Genomic DNA, 23,306 nt, shown 5'->3' on the forward strand with positions numbered 1-23,306 from the left:
CACCCTGCTGGAAGATCAACTTGGGGGAGTGGCATTGGGGGTTGATGCGTGGGGTGAGGGTGAGCCCGGCGGTCGCGTTGGGGCCCGGTGTGCTGATCAGGTCGCGGTGCAGGCACGGGCGTTGTGATTCGGCGGGCGTGGTAGGCGTACCGATGATGGGGTTAATGGGTTTCGGTTCGGCCGAAGTCGCCGATGGCGGCGGCCATGCCGTCGCGCCGGATGCGGGGTAGGTCTTCGGCGATCGCGCCGGCGGCCATGAGCAGGGGGATCGCGACGAGCTGGGCCACCGCGACGGTGTGCCCGAGGGGCACGGTGGCGAGGACCGCGGCGGCGGTGGCCAGGCGGTAGACGGCGCCGGGCAGGTGCAGCAGGCGCAGGAAGACGGCGTGGCCGAGCAGGTAGAGCGCCACGCCGCCGCTGAGGGCCACGGCCGGGCCCCAGTGGAGCGGCTCGAAGGCGTGGCCGACGGTCTTCTTGATGCCGACGGCCAGCACGACGATGCCGAGCAGCATCGGCACGTGGCCGTAACCCCAGGCGTTGAGGGCGAGCCGGCTGCGGCGGCGGGTGTCGGTGACGTGGGCCAGGACCTCCTCGGAACGCTTGTCGTCGCCGGCGAAGTAGCACCACCACAGGTAGTAGGCGATGCACAGGCCGAGCACGGCGACCAGGACGGCGCCGCCGTCGAGGCGGACCTCGCGGAAACCCAGACCGATCGCGATGATCGACTCGCCGATGGCGATGATCATGACGAGGCTGTGGCGTTCGACGAAGTGGGCGGCCGCGATCGCGTGCATCTCGATGGCGTGCAGATAACCGCCGCTGATCTGCACCAGCGGGGCGGCGATCCAGCACAGGTGCCGGTACGGCTCGGGGAGCAGCCCACCGGTGAGGACCAGGCCGGCGGCGAGCAGGTTGAGCGGGCCGAGCGTGCGCATCATCCGGACCGCGCCGGGGCCGGCGTTCAGGAAGAGCACCGAGTGGACCACGTTCACCACCACGTAGGCGATGCCGAAGATCCAGCCGTAGTCGCCGAACGCCTCGGGGATGGCCAGCGCCATCACCAGGAACCCGGACATGCCGGCCAGCAGCAGGGTGCGCCGGGTGGTGCTGGTCGGGGCCACCGCGTTGGTGAGCCAGGCGTAACCCGAGTACATCCACCAGAGCACCGCGAGGATCAGCACCACGTCGAGCAGCCCGCCCGGCGACAGGTCGTCGTAGAGCGTCTCGCTGAGCTGCATCACGGTGAAGACGAAGACCAGATCGAAGAACAGCTCCAGGGTGGACACCCGGATGCCGGCGGACTGCTGGGCCATGACCGGAAAGCCTATGCCAAGATCATCAGATGGCTGTCGATGGCATCCGGCTCGAGCCGGTCACCGCAAACAACTGGCGTGACTGCGCCGCGCTCACGGTCCAGCCTGCTCAGCGGGACTTCGTGGCCGAGGTCACCTACTACCTCTGCCTGTGCAACTACGGCGACACCTGGAACCCGCTGGCGGTCACCCGGGACGGCGCGGTGGTCGGTTTCGCCATGTGGGGGGTCGACGACGACGGCAGCCGCTGGATCGGCGGTGTCGTGGTGGACGCGCAGCACCAGGGGCAGGGCATCGGCACGGCGATGATCCGCCAGTTGCGCGAGCGGCTGATCGCCGAGCCGGGCACCCCGAACGTGGCGCTCAGCTATCAGCCCGCCAACGAGGCGGCCCGCCGTCTCTACCTGTCGCTCGGCTTCGTGGAGACCGGCGAGACCGACGGCGAGGAGGTGATCGCCCGCTGGACGCCCGCCACCAGTTAGCCTCGACACGTGGCCACCGCACTCGTCATCCAGAACGACCCCACCGATGATCTCCGCCGGCTCGGGGACTGGCTGGCCGAGGCCGGGCTGGAGGTCACCGTGCTCCGGCCGTTCGCCGGCGATCCGCTGCCGGAGACCCTCGACGGCTTCCTCGCGCTGATCGTGCTCGGCGGCGACCAGAGCGCCTATCCGGACGCCGCCGGCAGCCCCGGCGCGCCCTGGTTCCCGGCGCTGGAGGGTCTGCTGCGCAAAGCGGTCCGGCACCGGGTGCCGACGCTCGGGATCTGCCTCGGCGGCCAGCTGCTGGCCTCGGCGCACGGCGGCCTGGTCGAGCGCAGCACCAACGGCCCGGAGATCGGGCCGGGGCTGGTCGGCAAGCGGGACGCGGCCGACACCGACCCGCTGTTCAAGTGGGTGCCGCTGCTGCCCGACGTGGTGCAGTGGCACCGCGACGAGATCACCGAGCTGCCGCTGAACGCGGTGCTGCTCGCCGCCTCCAGCCGTTACCCGCACCAGGCGTTCCGGATCGGCGACCGGGCCTGGGGCGTGCAGTTCCACATCGAGTGCGACGCCGAGATGTTCGCCGACTGGACCCGGATCGGCGCGACCGAGCTGGACGAGCTCGGTTACGACGCGGAGGTGGTGGCCGCCGCCGTCGCCGCGGTCCTCGCCGACGTGGAGGAGGTCTGGCAGCCGTTCGCGGTCCGCTTCGCCTCGCTGGCGCTCGGCACCCTGCCGGACGCCGACATCCCGGACACCGGCACCGGCCGGACCCTTCCCCTGCTGGGGCAGTGATGACCAGGCCCACCCGCCTCGCCCGATACGGGTTCGCCGACAACGGGACCCGCGCCGCCGACCTGCTCGGCCCCGGCGGGCTGGGGCTGTGGGACCCGGAGACGCCGGGCCCGGTGGACGGCCGGGCCGCCGACGTGCTGGACGCGCTCTCCAAGGCCGCCGACCCCAACCTGGCCCTGCGTCAGCTGCACCGCATCGTGGAGTCGGTGGGCCGGGCCGGTGGCGCCCGCCCGACCGGGTCGATCGTCACCAACGCGGCCACCGAGGAGCTGCTCGACTCCCTGCACCTCGACCACGGCCTGCGGCGCCGGCTGTTCGCTGTGCTGGGCGCCTCCTCGGCGCTCGGCGACCACCTGGTGGCCAACCCGGACGAGTGGCGCACCCTCGCCACCAGCCGCAGCGGGATGCCACCGGACGCCGAGGGGCGGCTCGCGGATCTCGACGACACGCCGACCGTCGCGGCGCTGCGGAAGGCGTACCGGATCTCGCTGCTGCGCATCGCCGCCGCCGACCTGACCGGCGGCCGCGGCCTGGAGCCGACCATGGCCGCGCTGTCCCGGCTGGCCGACGAGACGCTGGCCGCGGCCTACGCGATAGCCGTAACCGACCTGCCCGCCGGCACGCCGGAGCCGCGTCTCGCCGTGGTCGCGATGGGCAAGTGCGGCGGCAACGAGCTCAACTACGTCTCCGACGTCGACGTGATCTTCGTGGCCGCCGGGGACGAGGACCTGACCGCGGGGACCACGATCGCGGCCCGGCTGATCGAGATCTGCGGGCTGGTCGCCTGGCCGGTGGACGCGGCGCTGCGCCCGGAGGGCAGCCGCGGCCCGCTGGTCCGCACCCTCGCCAGCCACCAGGCCTACTACCGGCGGTGGGCGCGTACCTGGGAGTTCCAGGCGCTGCTCAAGGCCCGCCCGGCCGCCGGTGACCTGGCACTGGCGCAGGAGTGGATCGCCGACCTGGCGCCGCTGGTCTGGCACGCCGCCGAGCGGCCCGAGGCGGTCGCCGACGTCCGCGACATGCGTCGCAAGATCATCGACAACGTGCCGCCGAAGGAGCTGGACCGGGAGATCAAGCGGGGGCCGGGCGGGCTGCGGGACATCGAGTTCGCGGTGCAGCTGCTGCAGCTCGTGCACGGCCGGGTGGACGAGACGCTGCGCGCGCCGGGCACCCTGCCGGCGCTGCGCGCCCTGGTCTCCGGGGGCTACGTGGGCCGCCAGGACGGCGAGACCCTGCTGCGTGGTTACCGCTTCCTGCGCGGCGTCGAGCACCGGCTGCAGTTGCAGCAGCTCAAACGGACCCACACGGTGCCCGACGACCCGGGTGGGCTGCGCTGGCTCGCCGCCGCCCTCGGCTACACGGCGATGCCCGGCCAGGACGCGGTCGAGGCCTTCCGCTCGGACTGGATCGGCCACGCCGCGAACGTCCGCCGCCTGCACGTGAAGCTGCTCTACCAACCGCTGCTGGAGGCGGTCGCCCGGGTGCCCGCCGAGGAGCTGCGGATGACCCCGGAGTCGGCCCGCAAACGCCTGGAGATCCTCGGTTTCGCCGACCCGGCCGCGGCGCTGCGGCACCTGGAGGCGCTCACCGGCGGGGTGACCCGGACCGCGGCGATCCAGCGGACCCTGCTGCCGATGCTGCTGCAGGACTTCGCCGACTCCCCGGAACCGGACCGCGGCCTGCTCAACTACCGGCACGTGTCGGACAAGCTCGGCAGCACCCCGTGGTATCTGCGGCTGCTGCGCGACGGCGGTCCGGTGGCCCGCCGGCTGGCCCGGGTGCTGAGCCTGTCCCGGTACGCGACCGACCTGCTCACCCGCGACCCGGAGGCGCTGCGCCTGCTCGCCGACGACACCGAGCTGCAGCCCCGCTCGCGGGAGAAGCTGCTCGACGGGTTCGCGGCGGCCGGCGAGCGGCATCCGGACCCGGTCCAGGCGATCGGCGCGGTCCGGGCGCTGCGCCGCCGGGAGCTGTTCCGGCTGGCCTGCGCCGACATCCTGCGCCACGGCGGCGACCTGGCCCCGGCGCAGCCGCTCGGGATCGGCGCGATCGGGGTGGCCCTGTCCGACGTGACCGACGCGACGCTGGGCGCCGCGCTGAAGATCGCCCGCCGGGTCAAGCCGGGACCGCCCGGCCTGCGGTTCGCGATCATCGGGATGGGCCGGCTCGGCGGCTACGAGATGAGCTACCCGTCCGACGCCGACGTGCTGTTCGTCTACGAGCCGCCGGCCGGCACGCCGGAGAACGAGGCCAGCGCCGCCGCGCACGCGATCGCCGAGGAGCTGCGCCGGCTGCTCGGGGCGCCGGCGCCCGACCCGCCGCTCGGCGTCGACGCCGACCTGCGCCCGGAGGGCCGGCAGGGACCGCTGGTCCGCAGCCTGCAGGCGTACCAGCAGTACTACGCGCGCTGGTCGAAGGTGTGGGAGTCGCAGGCGCTGCTGCGGGCCCGGTTCATCTGCGGCGACGCCTCGCTGGGCGCGGAGTTCGAGGCTCTCGCCGACGGCGTCCGCTATCCCGGCGGTGGCCTGAGCCGGGAGCAGATCGTGGAGATCCGGCGGATCAAGGCGAGGGTGGAGACCGAGCGGCTGCCGCGCGGCGCGGACCCGAACACGCACACCAAGCTGGGCCGCGGCGGCCTGGCCGACGTGGAGTGGGCGGTCCAGCTGCTCCAGCTGCGCTACGCACACACCGAGCCGGAACTGCGCAAGACCTCGACGCTGGAGGCGCTCGAGGCGGAGACGCGGGCCGGCCTGGTGGACCCGGCCGACGCCGATGCGATGGCGGCCGGCTGGACCCTGGCCGCGGAGGTGCGCAACGCGCTCACCCTGGTCCGCGGCCGGCCGACCGACCAGCTGCCCCGGCACGGCTCCGAGCTGGCGGGCACGGTGCTGCTGCTGGGCGGCGGCGACCCCGGCGAGTTCGTCGACCGCTACCTGCGGCTGGGCCGGCGGTCCCGGGCGGCCATGGAGCGGGTCCTGGAGTCCTAGCAGGGCTCGGAGACGCCCTTGCCGCGAAAGATGCGGTATTCGTCGTCCGCCCTGCTCAGCACATATCCCACGCGCCACCGGGTGCAGGTCTCGGCGAGCCGGCCGGGCGGGCCGTTGCCGGCCTCCTGCTCGCTGCGGAACGTCACGTCTGCCCGGAGCCGGCCGTCGGCGAGGTCGGTGACGCCGGCGAGCAGCACGTCGGAGTCCACCGTGGTGGCGGTCCCGTCGGAGAACGCGGCCATCTGCTCGGGGTCGCCCGGGTCGAACGCGCCGGCCGGGTCGAACACCTCGGCCACCGCCGCGTAGTCCTTCTCGTTGATCCCGGCGAAGTAGGTCTCGAACATCGCGGCGATCGCCGGGGCGCGCGGATCGGTGACCGCCGCGTCCACGGTGACGAGGCGGCTCACGGTGGTGTTCTCCGTGGTCGGCACGACCGGCCGGACCTCTTTCGCGGCCCGGTCCGGGGGCGAGCTCAGCAGCCGCGGCCCGGCCAGCACGCCGGCTGTCGCCAGCGCGGCGACGAGCACGACGATCAGGAGCGCGGGTACGAGGCGCCGGCCGCGTCCGGGTTCAGGCGGATCCGCGGCTTCCGGAATCCAGGCCACCTCCGGATCCGGGTACGGGTGGGACGCCCGGACCGCCCGCGGATGCCCGCACACCTCGCACCCGTCCGGCGCATCGGCATTCCACTCGCCGCAGTTGCCGCAGATCCACATCCGACCGTCCTCGCCGTGGGTTTGCCGGAAATCCAGTGAATCGCCATGTCTCGTCCCCCGTAATGTCCCCTCCGGCCAACGATTTCCGCCGATCGTCCGACCCGGGTGACGGATTAACAGCTGATTTGTGTTCCGGCATTACGTGCCCGGCTGGAAATGGCCGTAGCTTCGGTTCTGCCCACTCGCCGCCGAATGCGGAATTGATTCATGATGTCTCAGCAATCGTTGTTCGGCCATGGCGACGGCGCCGCTCGCGACCCGGCCGCCCGGATCTCCTCGGCCACCCGCTACCTGAGCGGCGCCGCCTATCTCGACGAGTGGTACGCCGCCGCCGTGGTGGACCGCTTCGTCGCGGACCGCCGCCGGGCCGTCCCGCCGTCGCTCGGCTACGACCTGACCACGGTGATCCGGCACTGCCTGCGGGCCCGCCGGCTCTGGCTGGCGCAGAACGCCGTGGTCACCGCGATCCTGCTGCTCGGCCTGGTGGTCTTCACCGCGGCCACGGCCACCCTGGTCGTCGCCGGCCTGGGCTGGGCGCTGATCCTCTCGGCGCCGGCCGCGTACCGCCGGTGGGCGATCCTGGCCGGCCTGGCGCTGATGGCCGGGGCGCTGGCGCTCTACTACCGCTACGCGCCCGAGCCGGGCAGTGGCGTGACCGTCTTCGTCGGCGGTGTGCTGGTCGTCGTGGTCGCGGTGCTCGCCGCCCTGACCTGGTCGCGCTACCGCATGATCATGACGATCGCCGGGGAGCCGGAGGGCCCGGCCGTCAGCCGGGTCGAGGAGGTGGAGCAGCGCCTGCGGGTGATCGACACCGCCCAGCACGGCAACATCCTGCTGCATGCCGGGTACGACCCGTTCGTCGGCGCGGGCGAGACCGTCGGCGCCTGGTCGCTGGCGACCGAGCTCAAGCCGGTGGAGGACCGGGAGCCGCTGCTCAACGGCAGCGGGCGGCCGGTCGGTGTGCGTTACGTCCCGATCGACCCGGTCGAGCTGGTCGGTCACCTGCGGCGCCGGCTCGCCGGGCTGCGCTCGCGGGACCTGCCCGAGCACGAGCGGATCACCGGCCTGCAGCTGCGGGACCTGGTCGTCTCGCCGGGGGCGCGATGGCTGATCGACGAGGGGTGCGGGGTGCCGTACTCGCATGCCGCGCCGGAGGCGGTGGAGAGCGTCATCCGCGCGCCGCGGCCGGAGGGCCGGCACTTCCTGCGCGCCTCGGTCGGCGCCGCCGAGTGCCAGGGTGCGGTCGTCTCCACGTTCGTGCACGTGGCGGTCGAGGGCGGGATGCTCTACGTCGAGGTGGTCTGCGCGGTCCTCGCCCCGATCCGGCGGCGCTACCGGGAGATCGACGCCTACGACCGGGGCGACCGGCGGGCGATGGCGCTGCGCGAGGCGGCGATCCGGCTGATGCCGGCGGTCGGCCTGGCCCCGCTACGGCTGGTCCGCGCCCTCGGGAGAGCGGCCGCCCTGCGCCGCGGCCGGCCGCACGAATGCGGCGCCCCGTGGGACGTCCGGGAATTGGCGGCGCGAACCGGATTCGCGAATTATCTGCAGCGGCTGGACGCCGAGAAATACCGGCGGCTGATCGATCGGCGGGCCACCGAGGCGATTTATGAATTCCTTTCCGCGAGCGGGGTGGGCGCCACCGAGCTCGCGACCGGGGCCGCCGCGCCGATCGTCTCTCAGCGGGCCGCGGCGATCACCCGGGTCAACGCCTCGTGAACGGTCCGCAGCTCCTCGATCGGCATGCCGAGCCGGTCCACCACGGCGGGCGGGATCTTCTCCGCCTCGGCCCGTAGCGCCCGGCCGCGCTCGGTCAGCGTGATCGCCAGGCTCCGCTCGTCCTGCGGATCCCGCTCCCGCCGCAGGTAACCGATCGCCTCCAGGCGTTTCAGCAGCGGCGAGAGGGTGCCCGGGTCGAGCTGGAGCAGCTCGCTGAGGCGGCGCACGGACAGCGGAGCGTATTGCCAGAGGGCGAGCATCACCAGGTACTGCGGGTGGGTCAGGCCCATCGGCTCGAGCAGCGGACGGTAGATCGCCACCACGCTGCGGGCGGCCACCGACAGGGCGAAGCAGACCTGCTGCTCCAGCGCCAGCGGATCGTCGACCGGATCACTCACTTGCGAATCTCCTCAGGTCGACGGTTACTCTACCAATAGTTGGGGCACCAACCATTGGCCCGCAAACCTTCGGAGGAGTGCGCTGTGTCGAAGTTCTCAGACTGGTTCCACCGGACGTTCGACGACTGGCTGTTCCGCTCGATGATCGGCCCGGCGCAGACCAAGGGCGCGGTGCAGGGCTGCGACGAGTTCGCCCGGGAGCAGTGGAAACGCGATCTGGAGAACCGCAAGCGCTACACCCGCGAACAGCGCGAGCGCAAGCGCGCCGCCCGCGAGGCCCAGCGCGCCGGCTGATCAGAACAGGGTGCTGGTCAGGGTGTATCGCCCGGCCGCGGGCACCCGGACGACGGTCCAGTCGCCGTCGGCCGTGACGGTGGCGCCGCCGGAGACGGTGAACCAGCGGTGGTGGCGCACGCGCACCGGAATCTCGCCGGCGGCCGGGGCGTCGAAGACCACGCTCGCGGAGTCCTGGCGGACCAGCGTCGCCGGGGCGGCGACGATCGGCCGCGGATCGGCCACCGCGTAGAGCCGCCAGTGCGCGTCCGACCAGACCAGCGAGAGGTACGGCAGGCCGGCCGTCACCATGGCCGCCTCCTTCCGCCCCGGCCAGGCCAGCTCGGCGTCCGGGACGGCCACGAACTGCACCGCCTGCTCGTCCAGCCAGACCCGATAGGCGGAAGCGGTCAGCTCCACCCCGGTGCCCGCGGCGCCCGGCACCGTGGTGAAGAAGAGCGGATTGCGGTCGATGTCGGCCTGCCGCAGCCAGCCCCGCGCCAGCGGAACGTCGCCCAGGTGCGCCGCCTCCCAGTAGGCCCGGGTCGGCGGGATCTCCACCCGCCCGGTCAGCCGCTCGGCGGCGAGCCGGTCGCGCAGCGGCGCGAAATAGGCGGGATCGGCGGTCGGGTTCCCGATGTCGCGCACGTCGTCGAGAACCACCGGCGGCTGCCACCAGAAGACCGCCGTGAGCAGCAGCGGAAGCAGCACCCGCACCCGGGGCAGCACCGCGTAGGCGGCCAGCACCGGCAAGCCGAACATGACGGCCAGCCGGGTCGCGTTCAGCCCGACCGGGGTGTGGATCAGGGCCGCGGCCAGCACGCCCGCCGAGGCGAGCAGCGCGCCGATCCGGACCGGGCGCAGCGGCACGAACACCGCCACCACCACGCCGGTCAGCACCGCGCGCACGGTGTCGGTGCGGCTGATGTTCATCCACCCACCGTCACCGAACAGCAGCGCGGTCAGCGCCAGCGGAACGGCCGCCGGCACGGCGAGCAGCAGGCCGTCACCGACCCGGCGGCTGAGCAGCAGGGCCACCCCGGCCAGGCCGGTGAACAGGCCCGCGACCGGGCTGGTCGCGGAGGCGAGGAACGCGGCGAGCGCCGCGAGGCGGCGCAGCCGCGGCACGGTGAGCAGCACCAGCGCGGCGATCCCCAGACAGACCCCGAGGCCGTACGTGACGCGCCCGCTCACCAGGTTCCCGGCGAAACCGGCCAGCCCCAGGGCCGCGCCGAGTGCCGGCCGGGCGGCGCCGGTACGCCGGAACAGCACCGCCAGCAGCACCGGGCCGGCGATCAGGGTGAGCACTCCGGTGACCCGTACCCCAAGCAGGGCCATCACCGGCTGCGATACCAGGCTGTAGCCGAACTGCTCGACCCCGGCGTACCACCGCAGGTCGACCGGGGTGAGGCCGTGCTCGGCGAAGAAGCCGGCCCGGGCCACCTGGGCGGCCAGGTCGGAACCCATCGGGGGCAGCAGCAGGTAAACGGCGCCGAGGACCACCGCCACCAGCGCGGTGCTCCATTCCAGCCGGTGCCGGGCCCACATCCCGCCGACAGTACCGGTTCGCCAGTGGTTGCAGCCTGTCACGGTAGGGTCGTCGCCATGCCCCGACCGTTCCTCGTCCGATATGCGGGGCTGGCAGGCACTCTGCTGCTGGCGGTGGCGGCCTGGCGGGGCGGCGCGACGAACCCGTGGGAACCCACGGTGACGCCCCGCACGATTTTCGCCGGACGTGACGGGCTGCTGCTGCCGCTGGCCTGGCTGTTCGGCACGCTGCTGCTGATCGGCGCCTGGTGGGCCGGGCGGCGGGTGGTGCCGTCGCTGCGGTGGGCCTACGTGACGGCGGGGCTGTGGGCGCTGCCACTGCTCCCGTTCCTTCCGCTGGGCAGTTACGACGTCTACTCGTACGCCTGTCAGGGCTGGCAGCAGGCGGCGGGGCTGGACCCGTACGCCGGCGGGGTTGATCTTCTGGGGTGTCCCTGGGCCGACGCCGTCGCACCCACCTGGCGTGACGCGCCGGCGCCCTACGGCCCGGTGTTCCTGGTGCTCGCGGCGGCCGCCGCGAAGCTGGGCGGCTCGCTGACCGGCGCCGTCGCCGGACTGCGGCTGATCGCCGTGCTCGGCGTCGCGGTGATCGGCTGGTGCCTGCCGGTGCTGGCGCGCCGGGCCGGTGTGCCGCCCGCACGCGCGGTCTGGCTGGTGCTGGCCTGCCCGCTGGTGCCGATCCACCTGATCTCCGGGGCGCACAACGAAGCGGTGATGATCGCGCTGATCCTGGCCGGCCTGACGGTGGCCGCGGGCGGCGATTCGGTACGCGGGATGCTGCTCGCCGGCGCCCTGCTCGGGCTGGCCGTCGGGGTGAAGGCGACCGCCGCGGTGGTGTTGCCCTTCGCCGTCCTGATGTTCCCGGCCCGCTGGTGGCGAGCCGGCGCGGTGGTGGCCGGGGGAGCGGCGGCCGCGCTGGCGGCCGTCTCGTTCGGCTCCGGCCTGGGGCTGGGCTGGGTGACCGGCCTGGCCGGCAGCGGCGCCTCGGTGCAGTGGACCGCGCCGCCCACCGCGGCCGGGCTGACCCTGGAGCTGCTCGGCGTGCCGCACGCGGTGCCGGTGACCCGGGTCGTCGGCCTGGTCGTGCTGGTCCCGGTGCTGGTCGTGCTCTGGCTGCGGGCGCGGCGCGGCGACCCGCTGCACCATGCCGGTCTGGCGCTGGCCGCCACCGTGCTGCTCGCCCCGGTCTTCCATCCCTGGTACGCGCTGTGGCCGCTCGCCGTGCTCGCCGCGACCGTGCGCCGGGAGACACTCTGGCTGGTGGCGCCGTGCGCGGTGGTGTCCGCGCTCTGCCTGCCGGACGGATACAACCTGGCCCTCGTGACCAGGGCGCAGGGCGCGGTCGTGATGACCGTGCTCGCCGGTTATCTAGCGTGGAAAGTGCTGCATGAAGCGTTTCGGGACAGTCGCCGGCCTCGCCGTGATCACGGTGGGGATCATCTATCTCGCCGCGAGGCGTAACGAGTACTTCGACTCCAAGGTCTACTACGGCGCGATCCAGTACTGGTTCCGCGACGGCGGGATGGTCTACGACTGGATGCGGCCGGAGACCCCGTACGGCTTCACCTACCCGCCGTTCGCCGGGCTGGTCATGCTGCCGATGGCGTACCTGCCGTTCCCCGCGGTCGTGGTGCTCGCCTGCCTCGGCACGGTGGTCACCACCGGCCTGCTGGTCTGGTGGCTGGCCGGGCCGATGATCCGCCGCAAGGGCTGGACGCCGTGGTTCGCCTTCGCCGTCGCGCTCTGCCTGGCGCTGAGCTTCGAGCCGGTCCGCGAGACGTTCACCTTCGGCCAGGTGAACACGCTGCTGCTCGCCCTGGTCACCGCGGACATGCTGTTCGGCGTCGCGCGCAACCGCCGGTGGGCCGGGGTGGGCATCGGCCTGGCCGTGGCGATCAAGCTGACTCCCGGCGTCTTCATCCTGTACCTGCTGGTCACCCGGCGGTGGCGGGCGGCAGCCACCGCGATCGGCGCCGCGGCCGGCGCCACGCTGCTGGCCGGGGCGCTGTTCGTGGACCAGTCCCGCGAGTTCTGGACCTCCGCGCTGTGGGACACCAACCGGGTCGGGCTGCTCTACTACCTCTCCAACCAGTCCGAACGCGGGTTCCTGGCGCGCCTGCCGATCGACACCGTCGAGTCGGCGGTGTGGCTGGCCTGCGTCCTGGCGACGCTCGGGTTCTGGGCCTGGCGGGTGTCCCGGGCGCCGGATGACGTGCTCGGCGGGCTGGCCCTGACCGGCGTGCTGGGCTGCCTGATCAGCCCGGTCACCTGGATCCACCACTGTGTCTGGCTGATCCCGGCGCTGATCCGCTGCCTGGACGCCGGCCGGCCCTACCTGGCGATCTCGGCCTACGTCCTGATGACGTCGCGCCTCACCTGGCTCTGGGAGAAACGGCCGCGTCCGCCCCTGGAGCTGCTCGGCGCCAACATTTATGTCTGGTTCAGCCTGGCTCTGCTGGTCTGGACACCTCTCGGCACCCGCCGTTCGTCTGACGTCCACGAACCGGACAAGATCATCGCGTAGTCAGAGGCGCATGTCTCTACGCCGTTCCACCTCGGCGGTTGTCTCCGTCGTGGCCCTGGCCGCGGTCGGCAGTGTGCCCGCCGCGGCGGCCGCGCACGGCCGCGCCGACTCGTTCCACCGGCTCGCCACGTTCCCGGCCTATCTGAACTCGTCGGTCGACGACACGGCGGCCGCCGAGATCTCCACCGTCACCGAGGACGGCCGCACGGTCGTCTACACCGACAGCCCGGGCAAGCGCCTCGGCTTCGTCGACATCACCGACCCGGCCCGCCCGGCCGCGGCCGGCACGCTCGCCGTCGGCGGCGAGCCCACCTCGGTGGCGCACCTGGGCCGGCTGCTGCTGGCCGGTGTGAACACCCGGGCGAGCTTCACCGATCCGTCCGGCAAGCTCCTGGTGATCGACTCGGTGACCCGCAAGGTTCTGCGCGACATCGACCTCGGTGGCCAGCCCGACTCGGTCGCCGTCGCGCCGAGCGGCCGCTACGTCGCGGTCGCCATCGAGAACGAGCGGGACGAGGACGTCAACGACGGGGCCGTCCCGCAGGCGCCGGCCGGCTGGCTCGCCGTGATCGACACCCGGTCCTGGAAGGTGTCGCGCGTCTCCCTGTCCGGGCTGTCCGACGTCGCGCCGACCGACCCGGAGCCGGAGTACGTCAGCGTCAACTCCCGTGACGAGGCGGTCGTCTCGCTGCAGGAGAACAACCACCTCGCCGTGGTCTCGCTGCGGTCCAAGACCGTGATCTCGGACTTCTCCGCCGGAAGCGTCAAGGTCAGCGGCGTCGACACTCTCGACGACGACCAGATCTCGCCGACCGGCACGATCACCGCGAAGCGCGAGCCGGACGGCGTCGCCTGGATCACCGACGACCTGTTCGCCGCCGCCAACGAGGGCGACTACGAGGGCGGCTCGCGCGGCTGGTCGATCTTCAGCCGGAGCGGCAAGGTCGTCTGGGACGCCGGCAACACCCTGGAGCGCATCGCCGTCGCGCACGGGCACTACCCGGACAAGCGCTCCGACGCCAAGGGCATCGAGCCGGAGAACGTGGCGTTCGCCCGCATCGGCAAGGTGCCGTACGTCTTCGTGAACTCGGAGCGGGGCAACTTCACCGCCGTCTACGACGTCTCCAACCCGGTCAAGCCGCGCTTCCAGCAGCTGCTGCCGACCACCAACGGGCCGGAGGGCGTGGTCGCCGTGCCGTCCCGCGGCCTGGTCGTGGTCTCCAGCGAGGAGGAGGACGCGTCGATCGGCATCCGCGGCACCGTCCAGGTCTTCGGTCTCGGTGCCGGCTCGCCGTCGCAGCTGGTCTCCAAGAAGGGCATTCCGTGGGGCGCGCTCTCCGCGCTCTCCGCGGTGCCCGGCCGTCGCGACCGGCTGGCCTCGGTGACCGACGCGGTCTACACGCCGACCCGGATCCTCGGGCTGTCCACCGGCGGGGTGATCGACTCCGCCCTCACGGTCACGAAGGACGGAGCGCCCGTGGGCTACGACGCCGAAGGCCTGGTCGTGCGCAAGCAGGGCGGATACTGGCTGGCCGTCGAGGGCTCCGAGCTGCTGGTGCGGCTGAACGCCCGCGCCGAGGTGCAGGAGGAGATCCCGCTACCGGCCGACGTGGCGGCCGCGATCACCAGCAACGGCCTGGAGGGCATCGCCGAGGTCGGCACCTCCGTCTGGGTGGCCGTCCAGCGCGCCATCAAGGGCGACCCGGCGAACACCGCCCGGATCGGCCGCTACGACACCGTCACCAAGACCTGGTCGTGGCTGCTCTACCCGCTCGACACCGCACCGGCCGGCTGGGTCGGCCTGTCCGAGCTGGTCGCCGTCGACGCGAACACGTTCGCCGTGATCGAGCGGGACAACCAGCGCGGCCCGCTCGCGGCGATCAAGAAGATCTACACGTTCGACGTCCCGGCCACCTGGACCGGCACCCCGACGGTGCGCAAGAAGCTGGTCAAGGACCTGCTGCCGCTGCTCAAGGCGGACGGCGGCTGGGTGCAGGACAAGGTGGAGGGCCTGGCGATCGCCGGCGACGGCCGCACCTACGCCGTGACCGACAACGACGGCCTCGACGACGCCACCGGCGAGACCGTCTTCCTGAACCTGGGCCGCCTGCTCTGATCGAGGCTGACACGGCGCTGATCGCGATATCAGCGCCGTGTCAGCGGGTCCGCCCACAGTGGCGGCATGAGATCTGACGACATCGCGATCCAGGCCGAGGGGCTGGTGAAACGCTTCGGCGAGACCACCGCCCTGGACGGCGTGGATCTGGCCGTACCGGCCGGCACCGTGCTCGGCCTGCTCGGCCCGAACGGGGCCGGCAAGACCACCGCCGTCCGCGTGCTCTCGACCCTCCTGCGGCCGGATGCCGGGCGCGCCCTCGTCGGCGGCCTCGACCTCGTCCGGCAGGCCCACCAGGTCCGCGCGCTGATCGGCCTCACCGGCCAGTACGCCTCGGTGGACGAGACCCTGACCGGCACCGAGAACCTGATCATGATCGGTCGCCTGCTCGGACTCTCCCGCGCCGCCTCCCGCGCCCGGGCCCGGGAGCTGCTGGCGCGATTCGACCTGCTGGACGCCGCGGGCCGGGCGGCCGGCCGGTACTCCGGTGGCATGCGCCGCCGCCTCGACCTCGCCGCCAGCCTGGTCGGCCGGCCCCGCCTGCTCTACCTGGACGAACCGACCACCGGCCTCGACCCGCGCAGCCGCAACGAGGTGTGGGACATCGTCCGCGGCCTCGCCGCCGACGGCACGACGGTGCTGCTCACCACCCAGTACCTGGACGAGGCGGACCAGCTCGCCGACGAGATCGTGGTGATCGACCACGGCCGGACGATCGCCTCCGGAACCCCTGCCGAGCTGAAGTCGCGGACCGGCGCGCAGACCGTGACCGTGCGCGCGGCCCGGCCCGGCGACCTCGTCGCGATCCAGAACGCCGTCGCCCGGGTGGCGTCCGGGCCGGTCGACGTGGCCGGCGAGGTCGTCACCGCGGCCGTCGCCGACCCCGGCACACTCGCCAAGCTGGTCCGCGACCTCGACGAGCACGGCCTGACCGTCGCCGAGCTCGCGTTGCGCAGCCCCAGCCTCGACCAGGTCTTCCTCACCCTGACGGGAGCCCGCTCGTGAGCACGATGGCCCTGCGCAACACCGCGACGCTGGCCTGGCGCAGCCTGGTGCAGATCAAGCACAACCCGTTCGAGCTGATCGACTTCAGCGTGCAGCCGATCATGTTCCTGCTGCTGTTCACCTACATCTTCGGCGGCGCCATCGCCGACTCGCCCGGCGAGTACCTGACCTTCGCCCTGCCCGGCATCATCGTGCAGAACCTGCTGTTCGCCACGCTGAACACCGGGGTCGGCCTGAACACCGACATCAGCAAGGGCGTCTTCGACCGGCTCCGGTCGCTGCCGATCGCCCGCTTCGCCCCGCTGGCCGGCCGCATCGTCGCCGACCTGATCAAGCAGGCGTGGGCGGTCAGCCTGCTGCTCGGGGTCGGCATGCTGCTCGGCTTCCGGATCGTCACCGGGCCGCTCGAAGTGCTCGGCGTCTACGCGCTGCTGCTCACCGTCGGCTTCGCCGCGTCCTGGATGTCGGTGCTGGTGGCGATGGTGGTCAGCGAACCGGAGAAGGTGCAGATCTTCGGGTTCGTGCTGATCTTCCCGATCACCTTCGCCAGCAACGCCTTCGCACCCACCGACACCATGCCCGGCTGGCTGCAGGCCTGGGTGCGGGTCAACCCGGTGTCGGTCCTCGCCGACGCGACCCGCGGGCTACTCAACGGCGGGCCGGTCGCCGGACCGGTCACCCAGTCCCTGATCTGGGGCGCGATCCTTTTGGTGATCTTCGCCCCGCTCTCCATCCGGGCCTTCCAGCGGCGCGTCTGACCCGCCGGCCGTCCAGGCCGTGGCCATGGTGACCCCGTCACCGCGCCGGTGCGCCGCCGTGAAGCCCGCGTCGCCCAGCGCGTCGCGGGCCGCGCGGGCGATCCGGTCGAAGTCCGGCACCGACCGGTCCCGCGAACCGCGCACCGACACCGCCGCACCCAGCAGAAAGGCGGCCCGAGCCGGATCGCCCTCGCGCATCGCCAGGTCGGCCAGGCCGGTCAGCGCGATGGCGATCACCGGGGAGTCCCGTGACGCCACCGCGGTCCGCAGCGCGTCCTCGTGCCGCCGCCGGGCCAGCGGCAGATTCCCGGCCGCGCCCTCGATCAGCCCCTGCGTGCTGCGGGCCGTCGCCCGGAACTGCGGGGCGACCGTGGCCCGGTCGATGAGCCGCAGCACCTGGGCCATCCGCTCCCGGGCCTCGGTCAGGTCACCGTCGGCACGGGCGATCGTCGCGTACCCGTGGTGCACCGTCGCCATCAGCGCGGGCAGGCCGGCCTCCTCGGCGTACCGCTCGGCGAGCTTGAGGGCGCGACGCGCCTCGGCGTGCTCGCCGGCCAGCCGCAGCGCGTCCGCCAGCTTCACCGCGAGCTGCGGCAGATCCTCCCGCGAACCCATCTCCACCGCCAGGTCGAGCGACTCCCGCTGCCACGCCGCCGCCGGCCGGTAGGCGCCCCGGGCCGCGGCCAGATCGGCCAGGGCACTGAGCGTGTAACCGATGCCCCAGCGCTCGCCGACCTGCCGGAAACCGGCGAGCGCGTCGTTCATCTCGGTCTCGGCGTCGACCGCGCTGCCGCCGAAATTGAGGCGTACGTGCGCGGTGATCATCTTGCCGACCGCCTGCAGCCACGGGTCGTCGTCGTGGTGCAGCGCCTCGGCGCCGCAGAAGGCGGCCAACTCGGCGGGCCCGGCGAACACCGCCGCCAGCGGGCGCAACAACCGCAGCACCGGATGCGCGGCCGGGGTCCCCGCGACCAGCCGCTGCGCGGCCCGGAACGCGCCGAGTGCGGCGTCCGCGTCCAGCTCACCCTCAACGCCGTTCAGCCCCGCGAACGTGTGGACCAGCGCCAGCTCCTCGCGGTCCGCGTCACCGGGCATCGCGGTCACCGCGGTGCACAGCCGGGCGCCCTCGGTCCGGTGCCCGCGCAACCACCAGTACCAGCCCAGATACGCGACCAGAGCGGCGGCGGTGCGCTTGTCGCCGGCGGTGATCGCACCCTGGACCGCGGCGTGCAGGTTGTCGTGCTCGGCGTCCAGCCGGCGCAGCCAGGTCAGCTGCTCGGGCCGGCGCAGCCGGGGCTCGGCCTCCCGGGCCAGCGCCAGCAGATGACCGGTGAGCGCCTGGCGGCACTCCTCGGTCTCGCCGGCCTCGGCGAGACGCTCCAGCCCGTACTCCCGGATCGTCTCGAGCATCCGGTAACGGCCGTCCGGGCCCAGCACCAGAAGCGACTTGTCCACCAGCGCGCCGAGCAGGTCCAGATCGGACCCGCAGACCTGCTCGGCCGCGGTCACGTCGGCGCCGCCCGGGAAGGCCGCGAGCCAGCGCCACAGCCGCTGCTCCGGTGCGCTGAGCAGCTCCCAGCTCCAGTCCACCACCGCGCGCAGCGTCTGATGCCGGGGCAGCGCGGCCCGGCTACCGCCGGTCAGCAGGCGGAACCGGTCGGCCAGGCGGTCGGCCAGGACAGCGACCGGGAGCGTACGCAGCCGTGCCGCCGCCAGCTCGATCGCCAGCGGCATCCCGTCCAGGGCACGGCAGACCCGCACGACCGGCTCGACGTTCGCCGCCGTCAGCTCGACGCCGGGGGCCCGGTCGAGCAGCAGCCGTACGGCCGGGAAGCCGGTCGCCACCCCCGGATCGGCGCCCGCCGGCGGCAGGGCCAGCGGCTCCACCGGGAAGATCCGCTCACCCGGGATGCCCAGCGGCTCCCGGCTGGTGGCGAGCAGGCGCAGACCGGGAGCGGCCCGCAGCAGCGCGTCCGCCAGCTGGGCCGCGGCGGTGATCAGATGTTCGCAGTTGTCCAGGATCAGCAGCAGCTCCCGGCCGGCCAGGGCGTCCCGCAGCCGGGCCAGCGGGGACAGCGACTCGACCACCCCGGCGATGGTCACCCGGCCGCGCATCTCCATCGCGTTCAGGACCGCCTGCGGGACCTCGGCGGGATCGCGCACCGGCGCCAGCTCCACCCGCCACACCTCACCCGGCAGCCGGGCGCCGGCCTCGACCGACAGGCGGGTCTTGCCGCTGCCACCCGGACCGGTCAGCGTCACCAGCCGGTGCCCGCCGACCAGCTCGCGCACCGCCCGCACGTCAGCGCCGCGACCGACGAAACTGCTCACCTCGGCCGGCAGGTTTCCGCGCCGGACGGCCGGCTGATCGCGCAGCAGCTCCAGGTGCAGCCCGGCCAGCTCGTCGGAGGGATCCACACCCAGCTGATCGGCGAGCCGGCGCCGGGCGGCCTCGAAAACCGCCAGCGCCCGGGCCGGGTTCCCGGCCCGGCGCAGCGCCCGGATCAGCAGCGCGACCAGGGCTTCGTCCAAAGGATGCGCCGCGACCAGCGACTCCAGCTCGGGCACCACGTCACGGTGAGCCAGCTCGGCGGCGAGCCGGGCGCGGGACGCGCTCAGCCGCAGCCCTTCCAGCCGCACCGCCTCGGCCCGCGCCACCTCCGGGAAGTCCAGGTCGCCGCGCCAGAGCGCGAGCGCGGCGCCGGGGTCGGCGGCGGCCAGCCGGGTGAACCGGTGCGCGTCGACCCGGTCCGGATCGATGACCAGGCGATAGCCGGCCGGCGCGGCCTCCACGAGCAACTCCGGCGCGGCGCGCCGAAGCCGGGAAACCAGCGCCTGCAGGGCGTTGGGCGCGCCGGCGGGCGGCGCGTCACCCCACACCCCGTCGATCAACCGGCCGGCCGGAACAGCACGGTTGGCATCGAGAGCGAGCAGGACGACGAGGGTACGCAGGCGCGCGCCGGTGACGGGCACGACCTCCCCGGTGCCGGCCCGAAGCTCGACCGGCCCCAGCACTGCGATGTCCACAGGCCCGATTCTGCCGCGCCGCGCAATCACCTTTCCGCGCCCGTTGGCAGACTGATCAACTGTGGGATTCGACGTGCTGCCCGGGACGGCCGGTCTGACGCTCGCCGACGTCGCGCACATCCTCGTGCCGGGCCACGGCCGCGACAGCGAGGGCGCCGGCCTCAACCCCGGCGGGGCGGACCGCTGCCGGCAGGCCGCCGAACTGCATCGTTCCGGTCTGCCCGGGGTGATCGTCTGCTCCGGTTACAAGTCGCCGATCGACGGCAAAGGTCGACCGTGGACGGTCGCCGGCGAGACCTTCCAGGGTGTGCCGGAAGCGGACCTGATGCGATCCTGGCTGCTCACCGCGGGGATCCCGGAGGCGGTCATCCGTGTCGAGCGGCACTCCGTCGACACCGTCACCAACCTGCTCCGCGCCGAGCACGAGGGGCACTTCGGCGACGACCGCCCGGTCGCCGTCGTGGCCCAGCGCGGCCACCTGCGCCGGATCCTGTCGGTGATCGCTCCGCGCACGCTGCGCCGGGCCTACCTCGGCGTAGTCGTGCCCGCGGCGGACGCGACCCGGGAGAACCCGCTCGCAGTACCGGTCAGCAGACTGATCAGCGCCCGCCTGCCGGCCGACCCGGCGGCGGCGATCGCCGCCGCCACGCACCGCGCCGAGCTCCTCTGGGGTACGGCCCGCCGCCTCGGCAAACGCGGTTACCACTAGACAGCCTCCGCGGTCGGGACCTGCCCGCCGCAGCCATTCTCGGCTGACGCCCAGTGTCGCCTATCGCCCGCTGGACGGGCGTTGTGCGTCAGCTGGGTCGGTCGGCTGGCGGCCAGTGTCGTGTTTCGCCCGCTGGACGAGCGCTGTGCGTCAGCCGGGTCGGTCGGCTGGCGGCCAGTGTCGTGCGGGAGCGCCGGAGCGAGCGAGCACTGCGGGCCAGCCGCCGCAGCCCGACCCCCGGAGAGTCTCTAGTCTTCGAGCTCCGCGAGCACCTCGGCGGCATCACTGCTCCCGGCGGCGGCGAGGCGGCGCAGTTCGGCCGTGTCGCCGCGCTCACCGGCGAGCTCGACCAGCACATCCACGGCGTCGCTGCTGCCGGCCTCGGCGAGGCGGCGAAGCTCGTCGAAGTCACCCCGCTCGGCCGCCAGCTCCACCAGCTGATCGATGGCGTCCCGGTCTCCTTGCGCGGCCTGATGCCGCAGGTCCGTAAGTTCGCTGTCAGTCATGCAGACAGTCAAACCCGAAGAGCGCGATCCCGCAGTGGCAGAACCTGCCGGGCATACACGAAACGGCGGCCACGGCCGGCCGGTGCCGGGCGTGACCGCCGTTCGGGACGCCGGTCAGACGTTGTAGTACATCTCGAACTCGTGCGGGGTCGGCCGCAGGCGGACCGGGTCGACCTCGTTCGTGCGCTTGTAGTCGATCCACGTCGAGATCAGGTCTTCGGTGAAGACGCCGCCCGCGGTCAGGTACTCGTGGTCGGCCTCGAGCGAGTTGAGCACGGCGTCGAGCGAGCCCGGCACCTGCTTGACGTTGCCCCACTCCTCCGGCGGCAGGTCGTACAGGTCCTTGTCGATCGGAGCCGGCGGCTCGATCTTGTTCTTGATGCCGTCGAGGCCGGCCATCATCTGGGCCGAGAACGACAGGTACGGGTTCGACGACGGGTCCGGCACGCGGAACTCGACGCGCTTGGCCTTCGGGTTGCTGCCGGTCACCGGGATTCGGGTGCAGGCGGAGCGGTTGCGCTGCGAGTAGACCAGGTTGACCGGGGCCTCGTAGCCGGGCACCAGGCGCCGGTACGAGTTGACGGTCGGGTTGGTGAACGCGAGCAGCGACGGCGCGTGGTGCAGCAGGCCGCCGATGTACCAGCGGGCCATGTCGGACAGGCCGGCGTAGCCGGTCTCGTCGTAGAACAGCGGCTCGCCGTTCAGCCACAGGCTCTGGTGGGTGTGCATGCCGGAGCCGTTGTCACCGAAGAGCGGCTTCGGCATGAAGGTGACGGTCTTGCCCTCGGCCCGCGCGGTGTTCTTGATGATGTACTTGAACAGCTGCATCTGGTCGCCGGCGTGCAGCAGGGTCGAGAACTTGTAGTTGATCTCGGCCTGGCCGGCGGTGCCGACCTCGTGGTGCGAGCGCTCGACGGTGAAGCCGGTGTCGATCAGCTTGCGGACCATGATGTCGCGCAGGTCGGAGTAGTGGTCGACCGGCGAGACCGGGAAGTAGCCGCCCTTGAAGGTGGTCTTGTAACCGAGGTTGCCGCCCGGCTCCTCGCGGCCCGAGTTCCAGGCGCCCTCGATCGAGTCGATGTAGTAGAACGACTGGTGGGCGGAGGTCTCGTGGCGGATCGAGTCGAAGATGTAGAACTCCGCCTCGGCACCGAAGTAGGCGGTGTCGGCGATGCCGCTGGAGGCGAGGAACGCCTCGGCCTTCTTCGCCACGTTCCGCGGGTCACGCGAGTAGGCCTCGCGGGTGAACGGGTCGTGGATGAAGAAGTTCAGCGCGAGGGTCTTCTGGATCCGGAACGGGTCGACGAACGCGGTCGCGACGTCCGGGAGCAGCATCATGTCGGACTCGTGGATGGCCTGGAACCCGCGGATCGAGGATCCGTCGAAGGCGAGGCCGTCGGTGACCACACTGTCGTCGAACGACTCGACCGGGATGTTGAAGTGCTGCATCACACCCGGGAGGTCACAGAAACGTACGTCGACGAACTTGACGTCCTCGTCTTTGAGGTATCGCAGGAGTTCCTCGGGATTGGCGAACACACGTCCTCCTGGCACAGTTTTCCGATACCGGGCGGCACGGGCCGCCACCTGGCAAGGCTGGTCGCGACGTTATGGGTGCGGAGTTGCCCCGGCGTATCCCTATTGTTTCCGTCGTGTTACGCCGCGCAGCAGGCGTCGGCGGACCACCCGGACCCTATCGCGTACGCTCGGCAGACGTGGCTGCTTCCGTGAACGAATCGCCCCTGGCACCGGCCGGTCTGGAGCCCGCCGGACTGGGCCCGCGGCTGGCCGCTCTGGTGATCGACTGGGTTCTCTGCCTGCTCGTCGCGAGTCTCTACGCCAGCCCCAACGAGAAGCCCTGGGCCGCGGTGCTCGTCCTGGTCGTGGTGAACACGTTCTTCGCCGGCCTGTTCGGGCAGACGCCGGGGATGCGGCTGCTGCGCATCCGCTGCGCGTCCTACCCGGACGGCGGGGTGCTCGGCCTGCGGCGCGGCCTGATCCGGGCGGTCCTGCTCGGCCTCTTCATCCCCGCGATGATCCTGAACAGTCAGGGCCGCGGCGTGCACGACCGGGCGGCGCACTCGATCATGGCCACCCAGCCGCGCCGCTGACGATCACTTCCCCCGGAACGCGCGCTTGATCTCCGGCTCGGCGCCCGGCTCCTCCCGGCCGGTCACCACGCCGCCGCCGGGAGTGCGTACCCCGAAAGCCTGGGTGTCGGTGACGATGTCGTCGGCCTCGCGCGCCGCTGCCGGCTCGCCGCCGTGGCGGCGTTTGCCCAGCTCAGGCGCGACCGTGCCGGGCCGTGACGGCGAGGTCTGCTCGACCGGCCGAGGGCCGGCATCGCCGTGGGACCGAGGGGGAGTGGATGCGACGCGATCGGTGGGTCCGGCTGCTGGCCGCCGGCGCCCTCGCCATGTCCGGCGCCGG

Annotated in this window: 20 protein-coding genes; 12 read left to right on the forward strand and 8 right to left on the reverse strand. The window is 72.7% G+C overall.

What is annotated here, in order from left to right:
- Positions 1-161: 161 nt before the first annotated feature.
- A complete protein-coding gene (locus tag AB0F81_RS28510) occupies positions 162-1,313 on the reverse strand; it encodes a low temperature requirement protein A (RefSeq protein WP_360202097.1) in 1,152 nt (383 codons plus the stop codon).
- Between the two features lie 29 nt (positions 1,314-1,342).
- On the opposite strand from AB0F81_RS28510, the gene AB0F81_RS28515 reads away from it, so the two are divergent.
- The 3 genes from AB0F81_RS28515 to AB0F81_RS28525 are packed head-to-tail and all read left to right on the forward strand — an operon-like array spanning position 1,343 to position 5,577.
- A complete protein-coding gene (locus AB0F81_RS28515; RefSeq protein ID WP_360202098.1) occupies positions 1,343-1,795 on the forward strand; it encodes a GNAT family N-acetyltransferase in 453 nt (150 codons plus the stop codon).
- A gap of 9 nt (positions 1,796-1,804) precedes the next feature.
- A complete protein-coding gene (locus AB0F81_RS28520; protein WP_360202100.1) occupies positions 1,805-2,590 on the forward strand; it encodes a type 1 glutamine amidotransferase in 786 nt (261 codons plus the stop codon).
- Positions 2,590-5,577 (forward strand): bifunctional [glutamine synthetase] adenylyltransferase/[glutamine synthetase]-adenylyl-L-tyrosine phosphorylase, encoded by a 2,988-nt coding sequence (locus AB0F81_RS28525; protein ID WP_360202101.1) that lies wholly within the window; start codon positions 2,590-2,592, stop codon positions 5,575-5,577. Before AB0F81_RS28520 ends, AB0F81_RS28525 begins: the two co-directional genes overlap by 1 nt.
- On the opposite strand, the gene AB0F81_RS28530 is transcribed toward AB0F81_RS28525, so the two are convergent.
- Entirely contained in the window at positions 5,574-6,293 is a 720-nt protein-coding gene (locus AB0F81_RS28530) for a hypothetical protein (RefSeq protein WP_360202103.1), read from the reverse strand. The genes AB0F81_RS28525 and AB0F81_RS28530 overlap by 4 nt on opposite strands.
- 207 nt (positions 6,294-6,500) lie before the next feature.
- Here AB0F81_RS28530 and AB0F81_RS28535 point away from each other — a divergent pair, with 207 nt between their 5' ends.
- On the forward strand, positions 6,501-8,012 hold the full coding sequence (locus AB0F81_RS28535; RefSeq protein ID WP_360202105.1) for a hypothetical protein: 1,512 nt from the start codon (positions 6,501-6,503) through the stop codon (positions 8,010-8,012).
- Here the strand turns inward: AB0F81_RS28535 and AB0F81_RS28540 are convergent.
- Positions 7,973-8,410 (reverse strand): MarR family transcriptional regulator, encoded by a 438-nt coding sequence (locus AB0F81_RS28540; RefSeq protein WP_360202107.1) that lies wholly within the window; start codon positions 8,408-8,410, stop codon positions 7,973-7,975. The two genes, AB0F81_RS28535 and AB0F81_RS28540, sit on opposite strands and share 40 nt — an antisense overlap.
- 84 nt (positions 8,411-8,494) lie before the next feature.
- Between AB0F81_RS28540 and AB0F81_RS28545 the strand changes: the two genes are divergently transcribed.
- Positions 8,495-8,704 (forward strand): hypothetical protein, encoded by a 210-nt coding sequence (locus tag AB0F81_RS28545; protein ID WP_360202108.1) that lies wholly within the window; start codon positions 8,495-8,497, stop codon positions 8,702-8,704.
- Here AB0F81_RS28545 and AB0F81_RS28550 read toward each other — a convergent pair whose 3' ends face one another.
- Entirely contained in the window at positions 8,705-10,231 is a 1,527-nt protein-coding gene (locus AB0F81_RS28550) for a hypothetical protein (RefSeq protein WP_360202110.1), read from the reverse strand.
- A 57-nt stretch (positions 10,232-10,288) separates the two neighbouring features.
- Between AB0F81_RS28550 and mptB the strand changes: the two genes are divergently transcribed.
- From mptB to AB0F81_RS28575, 5 genes are all read left to right on the forward strand, one after another.
- Positions 10,289-11,692 carry a polyprenol phosphomannose-dependent alpha 1,6 mannosyltransferase MptB gene (gene mptB / locus AB0F81_RS28555; protein ID WP_360202112.1) on the forward strand — a complete coding sequence of 468 codons (1,404 nt, stop codon included), beginning with the start codon at positions 10,289-10,291 and terminating at the stop codon, positions 11,690-11,692.
- Positions 11,619-12,755, forward strand: coding sequence for a glycosyltransferase 87 family protein (locus AB0F81_RS28560; protein WP_360202114.1), 1,137 nt, complete (start codon positions 11,619-11,621; stop codon positions 12,753-12,755). The genes mptB and AB0F81_RS28560 overlap by 74 nt, the downstream gene beginning before the upstream one ends.
- 10 nt (positions 12,756-12,765) lie before the next feature.
- Complete coding sequence (locus AB0F81_RS28565) at positions 12,766-14,871, forward strand: esterase-like activity of phytase family protein (RefSeq protein ID WP_360202116.1); 2,106 nt, start codon at positions 12,766-12,768, stop codon at positions 14,869-14,871.
- Positions 14,872-14,937: 66 nt separating this feature from the next.
- A complete protein-coding gene (locus tag AB0F81_RS28570) occupies positions 14,938-15,876 on the forward strand; it encodes an ATP-binding cassette domain-containing protein (protein WP_360202118.1) in 939 nt (312 codons plus the stop codon).
- A 5-nt stretch (positions 15,877-15,881) separates the two neighbouring features.
- Positions 15,882-16,634: an ABC transporter permease gene (locus AB0F81_RS28575; protein WP_360202132.1), complete on the forward strand. Its 753-nt coding sequence runs from the start codon at positions 15,882-15,884 to the stop codon at positions 16,632-16,634.
- Here AB0F81_RS28575 and AB0F81_RS28580 read toward each other — a convergent pair.
- Positions 16,521-19,661: a BTAD domain-containing putative transcriptional regulator gene (locus AB0F81_RS28580; RefSeq protein ID WP_360202120.1), complete on the reverse strand. Its 3,141-nt coding sequence runs from the start codon at positions 19,659-19,661 to the stop codon at positions 16,521-16,523. The two genes, AB0F81_RS28575 and AB0F81_RS28580, sit on opposite strands and share 114 nt — an antisense overlap.
- Before the next feature lie 61 nt (positions 19,662-19,722).
- On the opposite strand from AB0F81_RS28580, the gene AB0F81_RS28585 reads away from it, so the two are divergent.
- Positions 19,723-20,370 carry a YdcF family protein gene (locus tag AB0F81_RS28585; RefSeq protein WP_360202122.1) on the forward strand — a complete coding sequence of 216 codons (648 nt, stop codon included), beginning with the start codon at positions 19,723-19,725 and terminating at the stop codon, positions 20,368-20,370.
- Between the two features lie 248 nt (positions 20,371-20,618).
- Here the strand turns inward: AB0F81_RS28585 and AB0F81_RS28590 are convergent, their stop codons facing one another.
- Both AB0F81_RS28590 and glnA read right to left on the reverse strand, forming a co-directional pair.
- Positions 20,619-20,876, reverse strand: a complete 258-nt coding sequence (locus tag AB0F81_RS28590; protein WP_360202124.1) for a hypothetical protein — start codon at positions 20,874-20,876, stop codon at positions 20,619-20,621.
- 114 nt (positions 20,877-20,990) lie between these two features.
- Positions 20,991-22,415, reverse strand: coding sequence for a type I glutamate--ammonia ligase (gene glnA / locus AB0F81_RS28595; protein ID WP_360202126.1), 1,425 nt, complete (start codon positions 22,413-22,415; stop codon positions 20,991-20,993).
- A 176-nt stretch (positions 22,416-22,591) separates the two neighbouring features.
- Between glnA and AB0F81_RS28600 the strand changes: the two genes are divergently transcribed.
- Positions 22,592-22,987 carry an RDD family protein gene (locus AB0F81_RS28600; RefSeq protein ID WP_360202128.1) on the forward strand — a complete coding sequence of 132 codons (396 nt, stop codon included), beginning with the start codon at positions 22,592-22,594 and terminating at the stop codon, positions 22,985-22,987.
- Between the two features lie 3 nt (positions 22,988-22,990).
- On the opposite strand, the gene AB0F81_RS28605 is transcribed toward AB0F81_RS28600, so the two are convergent.
- Positions 22,991-23,306 (reverse strand): hypothetical protein (locus AB0F81_RS28605; protein ID WP_360202130.1); only part of this gene is annotated, 316 nt, incomplete at its 5' end.

The sequence above is a fragment of the Actinoplanes sp. NPDC024001 genome (assembly GCF_040638955.1).
In the GTDB taxonomy this organism is placed as follows: Bacteria; Actinomycetota; Actinomycetes; order Mycobacteriales; family Micromonosporaceae; genus Actinoplanes.

What these genes read in the sequence shown, in the direction of transcription:
- AB0F81_RS28510 (WP_360202097.1), bottom strand. Translation starts at nt 1,313, where the DNA reads ATGGCCCAGCAGTCCGCCGGCATCCGGGTGTCCACCCTGGAGCTGTTC.
- AB0F81_RS28515 (WP_360202098.1), top strand. Translation starts at nt 1,343, where the DNA reads ATGGCTGTCGATGGCATCCGGCTCGAGCCGGTCACCGCAAACAACTGG.
- AB0F81_RS28525 (WP_360202101.1), top strand. Translation starts at nt 2,590, where the DNA reads ATGACCAGGCCCACCCGCCTCGCCCGATACGGGTTCGCCGACAACGGG.
- AB0F81_RS28530 (WP_360202103.1), bottom strand. Translation starts at nt 6,293, where the DNA reads ATGTGGATCTGCGGCAACTGCGGCGAGTGGAATGCCGATGCGCCGGAC.
- AB0F81_RS28535 (WP_360202105.1), top strand. Translation starts at nt 6,501, where the DNA reads ATGATGTCTCAGCAATCGTTGTTCGGCCATGGCGACGGCGCCGCTCGC.
- AB0F81_RS28550 (WP_360202110.1), bottom strand. Translation starts at nt 10,231, where the DNA reads ATGTGGGCCCGGCACCGGCTGGAATGGAGCACCGCGCTGGTGGCGGTG.
- mptB (WP_360202112.1), top strand. Translation starts at nt 10,289, where the DNA reads ATGCCCCGACCGTTCCTCGTCCGATATGCGGGGCTGGCAGGCACTCTG.
- AB0F81_RS28560 (WP_360202114.1), top strand. Translation starts at nt 11,619, where the DNA reads ATGAAGCGTTTCGGGACAGTCGCCGGCCTCGCCGTGATCACGGTGGGG.
- AB0F81_RS28565 (WP_360202116.1), top strand. Translation starts at nt 12,766, where the DNA reads ATGTCTCTACGCCGTTCCACCTCGGCGGTTGTCTCCGTCGTGGCCCTG.
- AB0F81_RS28570 (WP_360202118.1), top strand. Translation starts at nt 14,938, where the DNA reads ATGAGATCTGACGACATCGCGATCCAGGCCGAGGGGCTGGTGAAACGC.
- AB0F81_RS28575 (WP_360202132.1), top strand. Translation starts at nt 15,882, where the DNA reads ATGGCCCTGCGCAACACCGCGACGCTGGCCTGGCGCAGCCTGGTGCAG.
- AB0F81_RS28590 (WP_360202124.1), bottom strand. Translation starts at nt 20,876, where the DNA reads ATGACTGACAGCGAACTTACGGACCTGCGGCATCAGGCCGCGCAAGGA.